The organism is Cupriavidus phytohabitans, from assembly GCF_017815025.1.
Taxonomy (GTDB): domain Bacteria; phylum Pseudomonadota; class Gammaproteobacteria; order Burkholderiales; family Burkholderiaceae; genus Cupriavidus.
On sequence record NZ_JAGIQB010000055.1, the window covers coordinates 31204 to 42426 of the forward strand.

Annotated in this window: 8 protein-coding genes; all 8 read right to left on the minus strand. The window is 62.5% G+C overall.

All coding sequences use genetic code 11. The features are described from left to right. Window positions 1-17: 17 nt before the first annotated feature. Window positions 18-1838 carry a type VI secretion system baseplate subunit TssF gene (tssF, locus tag J8I34_RS28405; protein ID WP_209807567.1) on the minus strand — a complete coding sequence of 607 codons (1821 nt, stop codon included), beginning with the start codon at window positions 1836-1838 and terminating at the stop codon, window positions 18-20. Window positions 1839-1861: 23 nt separating this feature from the next. Further along, window positions 1862-3439 (minus strand): type VI secretion system protein TssA, encoded by a 1578-nt coding sequence (gene tssA, locus J8I34_RS28410; RefSeq protein ID WP_209807568.1) that lies wholly within the window; start codon window positions 3437-3439, stop codon window positions 1862-1864. Between the two features lie 9 nt (window positions 3440-3448). After that, window positions 3449-6952, minus strand: coding sequence for an ImcF-related family protein (locus J8I34_RS28415; RefSeq protein ID WP_209807569.1), 3504 nt, complete (start codon window positions 6950-6952; stop codon window positions 3449-3451). A 78-nt stretch (window positions 6953-7030) separates the two neighbouring features. Continuing rightward, window positions 7031-7321, minus strand: a complete 291-nt coding sequence (locus J8I34_RS28420; protein ID WP_209807570.1) for a PAAR domain-containing protein — start codon at window positions 7319-7321, stop codon at window positions 7031-7033. A gap of 75 nt (window positions 7322-7396) precedes the next feature. Then, complete coding sequence (locus J8I34_RS28425; protein WP_209807571.1) at window positions 7397-8656, minus strand: KPHS_23130 family T6SS system protein; 1260 nt, start codon at window positions 8654-8656, stop codon at window positions 7397-7399. Between the two features lie 180 nt (window positions 8657-8836). Further along, on the minus strand, window positions 8837-9736 hold the full coding sequence (locus tag J8I34_RS28430) for a T6SS immunity protein Tli4 family protein (protein WP_209807572.1): 900 nt from the start codon (window positions 9734-9736) through the stop codon (window positions 8837-8839). A 332-nt stretch (window positions 9737-10068) separates the two neighbouring features. Beyond that, on the minus strand, window positions 10069-10968 hold the full coding sequence (locus tag J8I34_RS28435; protein WP_209807573.1) for a T6SS immunity protein Tli4 family protein: 900 nt from the start codon (window positions 10966-10968) through the stop codon (window positions 10069-10071). Then, entirely contained in the window at window positions 10965-11129 is a 165-nt protein-coding gene (locus J8I34_RS28440) for a hypothetical protein (RefSeq protein WP_209807574.1), read from the minus strand. The genes J8I34_RS28435 and J8I34_RS28440 overlap by 4 nt, the downstream gene beginning before the upstream one ends. Window positions 11130-11223: the final 94 nt, after the last annotated feature.

Sequence of the window (11223 nt, forward strand, 5' to 3'; positions counted from 1 at the left end):
GGCGGTGTCGGACCGGCTCAAAACGGGGCTCCCTCACCCTTGCTATCGGGCCATTCCAGGCGCTTGCCGCTTGGCTGCGAGACGATGACCAGCCGGGTATACAGGTTCAGGGTGGCATAGAGTGCCAGGAAGCGGTTCAGCACCTCGCCGAACAACTCGACATCGCCCTCTCCGGCAAAGCGGATGCTGTCCAGGCTTACCTCGATTTCCACGCCGCGCTGCAAGCCGCCCCTCACCAGCTTCTGCAGGGGCCGGTGACGGACATCGGTAATGGCATCGATCCGGCGCCGGTTCAGTTCGCCGTCGGTCCAGTCGTAGAGTGCCAGGCTGCCACGCAGGACCTCGGCGTCGAGCAGGGACAGGTAATTTGGCGCCAGATGTGACAGGACACGCCAATGGAAACGGTCACCGGTGGGTGGGTACACCGGCAAAGTCGGCGCCGTCAGGTTGCGCACGGTGCCGATATTGGTGAAGCCGCCGCGCATGCGGCTAATGCCGGCCTCACGCAGCCCTTTCCTCGGCAGCATGCCGTTGGTGCCGGTGACCGACAGCGACAGGGTCTCTTGCGGCAGCGTGTCCTGATGCTCCCAGGCATGGCCGCCCAGCACCAGCCAGGTATCGAAGCGTCCAGAGGGCCCCCGCCGCACGCGGGTGTGGAAGTAGCGCTCGGGCATTTCGTGGCGCAGCATCCCGCCCCGGTGCCGGAAGGCGGCAAAAGGTGCGTACTCGAAGCGCTCGCCGGTCGCCGCCTCGAATCCGCGCACGGTATCGACCGAGTAGGCCTCGACGTGCTGGCCATAGTGTTCCGTGGCCCGAACCCGATACTCGGTCTCATATTGCGTGACCGTGATGGGGTCAGCCTCCAGATCGAACAGGTTGATGATCGGCGTGCAGAAAAGCCGGATGTTCTCGGCCGAAAAACGCATGTCGTCCGGAACAGGCCTGGCGAGCACGACTTCGATATCGAAGTGCTGGACATCTGCCGGGATCGCCGCCATGTCCAGCCCGACCAGATCCACGAACATGAACTTCTCGGGGAACGCAAAGTACTCCAGCAATAGCTGGTAGCCGCCAAAGGCGGTGTCGGGCTTGGGCCATAGCCGCTCGCCGGCACCGAACCCAACCGGCTCCAGGCACAGGCCAGCCATGGCCTGCGGCGTGCCGGGCCGGTCGGGTGGGTAGCCTGGAATGCGCAACTGCATGGCCAGGGGTTGCGCGGTGAGCGCCGCATAGAGCGACAACGCTACGGGGCGGTCCGCATGAAGATAGAGCCGCAGGCGTGGCACCTCCAGCTGTTCGCGACGCGCCTGGGCCTGCACCGCCAGTCGCAGGCGAATGACGGAACGGCCGTCCTCGCGCGCGTAGGCGCCAGCGTCGGTCAGGCTCAGTGGGTACAGATCGACCGGCTGGGTCGTCCGGTACACGCACTCGACGCTGCCGTCAGCTCCATGTTGGCCGCCCAGTGCAACCGGATCGGAAACGGCCTCCAGCCCCGCTGGCAGCGTCTCATGGCATTGCAGCACGCCAGCGCTCGGAATCATCTCAAGGACCGACAGCGACGGGATCATGCGCAGGTAGTGCGGCCACAGCATGCTGACGAGTCCTTCCGTCAGTTCGGGCAACTCGTCGTCGAGCTTGTGGCGCAGCCGCCCCATCAGGAAGGCAAAGCCCTCGAACAGGCGTTCGACGTGGGGATCGCGTTCGCCGATGCGGTCGATGTTGAGCATCCGCGCGCGGTCGGGAAAGGCCTGGGCGAACTCCTTGCCGGCCTCGCGCAGGTAGCGCATCTCCGCCTCGTAGTAGCGCAGGATTTCGTTGTCTTGGGTGGGATGATCCATGGAATTGGGAGTTAGCTTGCCTTTCAGGCCATGGCGACGGCTCGGGCCGGGTCAATGGCGGTCAACTCTCCCACCAGGGTGTCGATACGTTGCACCATGGCGGGCTTGTCGGCGTCCTTGCGCGTCATGCGGGCCTTCAGCAGTCGCACCAGGTGTTGCTTCGCCTCGAAGGCGAGGGAGGGCTCCCAGACGGCCAGCTCATAGCGCTGGACGGCCAGGTCAAGGGCAGACAGCAGGTGCAGGGCCGTGTCGGCGCGGTCGGCCCGCTCCGCGACACGCGCCATCACCAGTTGCCGAACAAAGCGGCTGCGCTCGCCGTCCGGCACGGGCAGGCCTTGCAGCCAGGCGAACGCGGCGTCAAGGCTCTCCTGGGCGGCGAGGTCTGCTGCCTGGGCCTCCGTTTCCGCCCAGTCGGTGCTGCCGGCGGAGGCAACCGAGACCGGCACCACAGGCTCGCCACGCTCGATGTCGCGCACGGTGGCGTGGCGGGCGATCCATTCCAGCGTGGCGTCATCCGCGAATGGCGTGCCATCGGCAAAGGCGAGCTGATCCACGCCGGGCAGGCGCTCCAGCATCAATGCGCAATCCGTTGCCAGCAGGTCGCGCACGCGCGCGTACTGGCCGCCAGCCTGGTCCTGCGCGGTGAACGCGTAGTACTGCAGATCCAGCCAGAAATGATTGGCGCCCTCGGCGAAAGCCTGCTCCACGCGGTCTAGCAACTCCGGCCACTGCTTCTGCAGTGCCAGGCGTTTGAGCTGGGCACGCAGTTCGGCGCGAGGCGCCACCAGGCGCGTCTTGCCGCTGGCTTCGTGCGGCGGAACCTCGGTCAGCGTATCCCAGCGCACACAGCGCATCAGCCTGTAGGCAGCGAGATAGCCCTCGGGCTGTTCCCGAAGGAACTGCGCCATTTGGCGGGCCCGGTCCAGCAGATCCCGCGTGGACGCCACTTCGCCGGTTGCCAATGCAGCAGATGGTTGGGGTGGCCGCGGAGGCTCGCCAGGCTCGCCGCCATCAGCCGCCATTGGCGATTCGACCCGGCCTTCGAATCGGCGGAACAAGGCGTCCAGCGCCGGGCGCGCGGCTTCCGGCCACTGCGCGGTATGTTCGAGGATCAGCGCCAACGCCGAGAGGGTTCGTTCCAGATGGGCGCCAGAGAGGCCTTGCACGCGCTCAAGCCGGTCTGCGAAGGTCGTGCCGGCCAGCCATTCGAGCGCGGCCTTGCGGCTTTCCGGGCGGGTGGGCAGCAACTGTTCGCCAAACCGGTCGATCAGCGCGGAAAGCATCTCGAAGCCAGCGGCCACCCCTTCGGCGCCATCACGGCGCATGCGTCCGTAGACGTAGTAGACGGCCAGGCGAACATCCTTGGCGCTGACCTTGAGCAGCTGCTCCGCCGATTCGATGATCAAGGTCTCGTTGATGTCCGACAGCTTGGCGACCTCTTCCTTGATGGCGAGAAAGTCGTCGTCGTAGCCGGGGTCGTCTCCAACCGGGGCATCGGGGCGGATCGGCTGCAGCCATGGCTCCCAGCGCGCCTGCGTGGAGCGTGCAAGATCCGTGGGCGCGCGCGAGCCAAACAGCGCATTGAGGAGATGGTTGAACATGGTGGTCCTCTATTTGCGCGAAACGGGCGCCAGGCGGGTTGCCGGTTCCTTGCCCGTGAAGATCCGCGAGGGGAGCACAAATCCGCGCAGCCCCAGCAACTCCAGCGGACCCTGGCCAACTTCGGTGCGCAGTTGGTAGCTGATCGGGTACGTCATCTCGACTGGCGCGGATGCCTTCGCACCGCGGGCGTTCGGGCTGTCGGAATTGGCGAGGTTGGAGGCATCTCCTTCGGAAGCAGTCTCGCCTCTGGTCGATTTCCGCTCCCTCGTGTCGGGGCTTGCCTGCCAGGTCAGCTGGAACGTGGCGCTGTCGACCGGCACGATGCGCGCACGCTCGAGCATGCGCACCAGACCCCAGCGTCCGATGAATTCATAGTTCTTGCTGGTGCCTGCCTTATCCGTCTGCCATTGCAGGCAGGTGCCAGGATCCTGCAGGTTGTTGGCCGGCCAGATCATGGACTGCCAGGACTCGCGCTGGTTGAAGTAGTGCAGCTTCTGGTTGTCCACGGTCAGCAGCGTGTCAGTCAGCCCAGGAGTGGGAATCGGCCTGAGTTCGAATCGGTATGAAGGCTCACCCTGCGCCAGCAGGTGGGCGGCAATACGCTGCAGGCTGTTGATCGCCTGGAGGAAGGCCGGATCAAAGGTCAAGGCCTGTGCGCCGTTTGCCGACGGCACCCATTGGTCGCCCTGGAGTTCGAGCACGCCGGCAAGGTTCGTTGCCAGGAAGGCGCTGATCAAGCCGCTCTGTGGCCGCAGGAAGCGCGCCAGTTCCGGCAGCGAGGCGTCATTGGCGGTATCGGCAAACGGATAGCGTCCGGCAAACGATCTGCCCCATGCCATGGCAATGCTCTCGCGCCAGGCCTCGTTCAGGCTCGCCTGGGCCGGAACCAACACCGTCTGGGTTGCTTGCGCAATGGGGCGCACGAACAGCGTCTCGCCCATTCCCGCCCACTGCGTGCCCAGGCTGGCCGCGATCAACTGCGCATAAGCCTGGGTCTCGGCCAGCTCCGAGCCCTTGCCCTGGAAGAGTGCCTGCGCCATCTGCCGCGCCTGGGCATCGCCATCGCCGCTGCTGCTGATCTGCTGCAGGCGCAACCGCAGGGCCGTGGCCCGGTCCAGGAAGCGCTGCAGGCTCAGGTCGCCATTGCCTCCCGGTTGCCCCTGGCCGGCCTGGCCGACCAGCCGCAGCACCGGACCGAACGCCACGCCGAGCGGACCGGCCGGATCGGTCCTGGCGACTTCCGGCGTCTCGGTCTTCTTGCCGATCAAGTCCCTGGCCTTGTTCACCAGTGTGTCGGACAGGGAATCCTTGCGGGCACCGGCGCCGCCCTGGTACTCGAGTGACTTCATCAGCGCGATCACCGGCGACTGCCTGGCATCGGCCATCAGCTTGAGCTGGTCGACCGCGGCGGGCAGCGTCGGCGCGGGCTCCCATTGCGTGCTGTTCATGAACTGCTGCCAGTGCTCGGCGTATTCGGCAAAGTACTGCTCGGTCAAGGCGGACTGGAGATCCTTGCCGGAACCTTTGTCGGCCGCTAACGGCGATGGCTTGCCGCCTGCCAGCACCCAGTCGCTGGCGACCTGCTTGCGCTTGGCGGCTTCCTCGATGGCCGCCGCCACGTAGCCCTCATAGGCCTGGCGGGTGAAGACGCCGGGCACGATGGCCGAAGCACGCAGCTGCCCGCGCGGGTCCGTGCCGGCCGTCAGCGAGGCCAGCGTCTGGTCGGGGTACTTGCTGCCGGCACCGTCGAGGATGCCCTGATAAACCGTGTCCTGCGCGTTGCGTTCCCCGATTACCTCCACCAGCGTCTGACGCGCCCCCGCGATCAGCTCCGGGCGGGGCTCGATGCGCCAGGCCGGGTTGGCCTTCAGGTGTTCGGCGTAGAACTTGAACAGCCGCTCGGCCATGTCCTGCTTCTCGCCGGGCGTGATCCGCGCGTCGGTCGGCCAGTGCTGCGCCAACTGCTGCGCAAGGAACGGAGCGTCCGCGCGCTCGGGTTGGGCGAGCATGAGATAAGCCTTCAGGGTGTTGTGCCCCGCCAGCGCCCACTTGCTGGCTTCCTCGCTGATTCCGCCGGCTTGCAGTTGAGACAGGTCGACCAGCGCGGCTTCCAGGTCCTGAGCCGCAGGCGCGACCAGGATGTCGCGGCTGGCCTTGGCATAAGGTTTCCACAAGGCGGCCAGCACATCGGCATCGTGGTTCAGGCCGAAGCGCGTGGACAGCGGTGCGTGGTGCTGGACGCGGTACTCATAGCGTTGGATCTGCTGCTGCAGGGTATCGAGGGCCTTCAGCTGCACGGCGGCATTGGGGGCCGACTGGATGTCCCGCACCGCTTGTTGGGCCATACGGATGTCACGCCCATTCTGCAGACCCGATACCAGCATGCCTGCGATCCACAGGCCAAGGGCGACCAGCGCCAGACCAGCGCTGAGGGTTAGCGGATGCCATCCAGTCCCTCGTCCAGGCTGACGTTGTGCCGCTTGCCCCAGGTATTGCCAGAGCGGCAAGTCGGCGCCTCGGCTGGCAGGCTCATTGGCTTGGATCGGAGCAGGATAGGGGGCAAAGGCGATACCATGGATAGGCAGTCGGCGATGTGCGTCACCTGCCAGAACGGCCAACCAATCAGCCAGCGCCTTGCCCCGACTGTCCAGCCGTTGGGAAAGTTTGCCCAGATAGCGTTCTGCGGCATTCTGGGGCAGTTGAGTCAGACTGCGGTGCGATAGTTGATCCCGCAGGTCTTGCAGCGCTCCCTCTATTGCAGTAGCGCTGGGTTGCCGAGGCACCTCGCAAGCAATGATTGGCGCATCCCAGACGGATGGTGAGCTGGTCGGTCCAACTTCGAGCAAGTAAATGGGGGCGGACCAGTGCAAAGCCTCAGTGATCCGCGCCAGACGGGTCGCGACGGCTCTTGGGCCATGGTGCTCCCTGGGTGGCACTGTCTGCTCTCCCTGCATTAGCACAATCGCTTCGATTGGGCGACGGCGCCGCAGCCTGTACAGTTGCTTGAGCCAGGAAGCGTCCGGCTGACCGTCATTGCTGCACTTGCTCGACAGTAGGACCGCATCCTCGGTCACCAGCCAACCTTGTTCATTGATTTCAGGCACCAGTCGGGCAATGGCGTCGTCGTCGCCTATCAACAGGAGCCAGGGCAGACGGTACCGCCAGCGCAGGCCGTGCCGACGTTGCAACTCGAAACGTAGCGTGTCAAAGTCATTGCGTGAGTGCTGTGCAGCGGGGGGCGCTAGCAGGCTTGCCTGCGTGGTGCCAGCTAGCTCAGGCTCACGCTGACGTAGCCACATACTCAGCGCGCGCGCCGCATCCCACCAACGGCCCACGCGATCGAATGAAAAAATCACCGCAAGAACAAGGGTGCCGATAGCCAGCAAGGATAGCCAGAGACTCCGTGCGTCTGGAGTCTTGATGCCAAGCCAGTCCCCCCATATCACGATAGCGCCAGCGATCATCAGGGCTAGCACAAGGAGGGAAAGCAAATCTATCCGCAGCTTCTTCATGGCACTTAGACTTCAAATAGCAATCGGCGTCTCGCATGAATTGCGGCAGCAGCAAGCATGGGATTCCACCTCCGTCAATCAAATGTCCATATAGGAGGTGTGCTGTGTGGGGACCAGGCGAGGGCTCGGGTGACACCGGCAGACACACAGGTCATCGCTTAACGCCGCTTCCCGCCCGTCAGGCCCCTTCATCGACAGGCGAGGCCCGGTACAAACAATTCTGCCCATCGTCTTGCAGACCGGACACCAAACGGGGTCACCTTCATAGGCCTGCTCTCGCCCAGCCAGAAGATCGCTCCCATCCCCTCCAGCGACAACGCCGCCGGCCGTGGTCAAATCCCCTTTCGTGATGTCGTAACGTCGTGCCATAGATCGCTCCTTGTTTTCCGTACGTCCCGCCGAGCAGCTTGCCGGAAATCTCCAGGTTCAATTGATGCAGTTCGCTTAGACTGGATCTCTTTCTACCCACCGCACAACCGCAACATCCGCGCCGTCAGGTAGGCCCGCAAAGACAATTTGACTTTGCATTGAAGCGGACGGCGCCTCAGCGGCGCAGGCAATTGCAAGCCACGGCGCAGCAGTGGCTGCATGCCCAACGGTCTGGTCAAGGTCCGTTGACTGCGTGTTCAGCCCCAGTCGTACTGCAGCCTCGCACAAGACACCAGTCTGCACCGGACCTAGCCCGGTCTGCCAACTGGCGGCAATCTCCGCTGCAGTGACTGCTCCCCATGCCAAGGCATGCGGCAAGGCACCGTTCGACTGGTCCAGCGGACCCCGTACCGGGCGAGACACGGTTGCCTCATGCACCACAGCATGCTGGCGCGCCAATTCGCCTGGCATGAGAAGGAGAGCAACGCCAGCTTCTGCCGCGCCAACGGGCGGTGTATCGCTCAGTAACGGATACAAGTGAATGGCGACAATAAGCTTTGCTTCGAGCATGCTGCCGCTAGCAACCCGATCGAGCCAGTTGTCGAGCGTAGCAAGACCGGCAGGCTCGGTTTGTTCCAGGATGCGCATCTTTCGCTGGTGCCGTTCCCGCCAGCATTCCTGCCAGAGCGCCATATATTCATGGCGAGTCAGGCGCCCGGACACCCACAGGCAAACACCAAGATTGATCCTCGAGGGTATCAGTCGGATGCGATTGGCGAGGTCGTCAAGTAGCTGCTCATACAACCACCGTGTCAGCTGGCGATGACGGGCGTCGTCGGCCTCCTTTCCGCCAGGCCGAAGCTTCACGCCAGGTACGGTCAGCCAGCGTGCCTTGATGGGATTGCCATCGCTGGCGATGGGCTCCTGAGTGGCGAGCCTCACGGCGCCGGTCTGAACAGCGGTGGCATTATTTTCCTTTCGGTCCGACGAGAAACGAAAGGCCGTGCCGACTATGGCGAGCGGGCGTGCCGCTATGGCATGGACGCGCTCGTTGTACTTGCGGATCGCCTCATTGCGCATCAGAACATCGAGTCTGCGGCCTTCGCAAATGCTGTACCTGCGCAGTACTATCCACGCAGGAATCCCTACGGGAAAGAGGATAAGGCTGGCCCAGAATTTCCACGTGTGGGTCGACAATTGTCTCGGCCAGAGCAAAACAATTGCCAATGCGACTCCCAGGGCCGTGACGACGAAAAAGGCCATCCAGACCGGTCGCGATGGCGGATCGTCGGGTTCTGGTTCCTCTTTCGGCAGAAGCGAGAAATCAACAGCCATGCCGTGCCCCGATCAGATAGGCCTCTCTCTGGTGAGCCGAAGGAAAGACTTCCTCGCACAGGTAGCGCATGGCTGCCTTGACGGACAGGGCGGGTGGCGCCGCGAAAGAGGGGCGCCGGGTCAGGATAGCGACCGGCGCGACGGCAAGTGCCTGTAGTACGCTGCGGCGTGATAGGTTCTTCATACCGACCCCGGACGCAGGCGAATGGAGTCCACCACGGCATCCCACAATTCCAGCGCCTCTTCATCGCTGGCAAAGGATTCCTTGTTGGTGGTGTAGGCGCTCTCCCTGACCTCAAGCGTGACGTTCAGATTGGGCTTGGCCAGAGAACCGGCCTTGCCCGGCCCTTCCCACTTGAAGCCGTAGCCACGCTTGCCGGCCTGGGTGCCAGACAGAAGGATTTCGTCGGCCTCGATTGGCCCGACCGGCCGCGCTCGATTGCGCAGTCGTGAAAGCCCTGCCACTTTGCCTAACAGACCGGCTAAGGCTCCTCCTGCGCGTTCGCGCAAGCTGGGACTGACTTTATCCTGTGCATACGAGGCGATCTCGAACGATACATCAGGCTTGCCGGCCAACCGAATCGCCATGCGCCAGCTTTCCAAGTTCATGTCCCTATCGACCAGGATTGTGTCGTCGACTACATAGCCAACGCCTGATGGTGCCTCTCCCAATGGAATTTCGCGCCATTCTCGGGATAGTTCATCGCACTCACTTAGTGCCGATTCTCGAAGGCTTGGGGATACATGCCCCGCGTACTTCAGAAACCTTGAGCCCGATTGAAAGTAAGTATCAAAGCGGTAAATGCTTTCTGAATACGAAGCAGCCCATGAAATTAGTGTCAGCGAACCATTAGCATGGGCCACACGTTCAATAAACATGCTTCCCCCATTTTTATGCTTGGACGCACGCAATGAACGTTCCTGCTCAGAAACCATCTTATCGAAGCGCTCTCGTGTCCGGATGTCCGATAACGGCTCGATCGGAACTTTGTTGAACTTATATTGCTCGATCGTTCTGGCATCCGCAGGAAGATCGACCAGGTGCCGACCAATAGCGCGCGTTTTCCATCCTTCTTTCATGCCGATTCTTTGTTGTGCCAAGTGGCTTGCCCGGTGACTTTGACGATGGCGTAAATCGTGGCGCGATTCTGCGTCTCGCTCCTGTCAAAAGAGGAGCCAGAGGCCGACGACCTCCCACCGCTTTGGATAGTCGTGTTCAAATCAACGGTCATGCCGTGCCCCGATCAGATCGGCCTCTCTCTGGTGGACCGAAGGAAAGACTTCCTCGCACAGGTAGCGCATGGCTGCCTCGACGGACAGGGCGGGTGGCGCCGCGAAAGAGGGGCGCCAGGTCAGCATAGTGACCGGCGCGGCGGCAAGTGCCCGGATTACGCTGCGGCGTGATAGCGTCTTCATACTGCCCCCGAACGCAGGCGAATGGAGTCCACTACGGCATCCCAGATTTCCAGCGCCTCTTCATCGCTGGCAAAGGATTCCTTGTTGGTGAGGTAAGCGCTTTCGCCAACCCGCAGGGAAACATTCAGATTGGGCTCTCCCAGAGAACGGGTCTTGCCAGGCGCCTCCCACTTGAAGCCATAGGTTCGCTTGCCATCCTGTGTGCCCGCCACCAGGATCTCATCGGCCTCGATAGGACCCACTGGACGCGCACGGTTGCGCAACTGACTGACCCCCGCGACCGCTCTCAGCAATCCGGCCAGAACGCCGCCAGCACGGTCGCGCAGTCCGGGCTCTACTCTGTATTGGGCGTACGACGTGATTCTGAAGGAAACATCAGGCCTGCCCGCCAGCTTGATTTGCATGCTCCAGCTTTCGAGGTTCATCTTCTTGTTGGACAAGATTGTGTCGTCGACTACGTAGCCAACCCCTGACGGGGCCTCTCCCAAAGGAATTTCGCGCCATTCTTGCGATAGCTCCTGGCATACTCTAAGCGCCGATTCCCGAAGCTCTGGCGACACATCTCCCGCGTACTTCAAAAACCTTGACCCCAATTGGAAGTAGGTATCAAAACGGTACATACTTTCTGAGTACGGCGCAGTCCATGAAATCAGTGTTAGCGAACCATTAGCATGAGCCACGCGTTCAATAAACATGCTTCCCCGCGTATCGTGCCTGGCCCCACGCAAGGATCGCTCTTGTTCAGCAACCATCTCATCGAAGCGTTCTCGAGTCCGGATGGCCGGTAACGGCTCTATTGGAACGTCGTTGAACTTGTATCCTTCGATCGTTCTGGCATCCGCAGGCAGATCAACCAGATGCCGACCAATAGCGCGTGTTTTCCATCCTTCTTTCATGCTGACTCCTTCTTCCTGTGCCAATTGGCCTGTTTGGCGATCTTGATGATGGCGTACATCGTGGCGTAGAGCGCACGCTCGTCCTCATAGCTATCCTGGTGCTCATAGCCGAACGCTTCGTTGCGCTGACCAGGATTGCCTTGCCCATGCGCAAAGCACATTTCAATACCTGCTTTACCTCATGTGGTTATACACAATTGTCCCCGTCGTCGACGGCTCGTAAGCCTCGCAGTGTCTTCGCCGCGACATGAACTT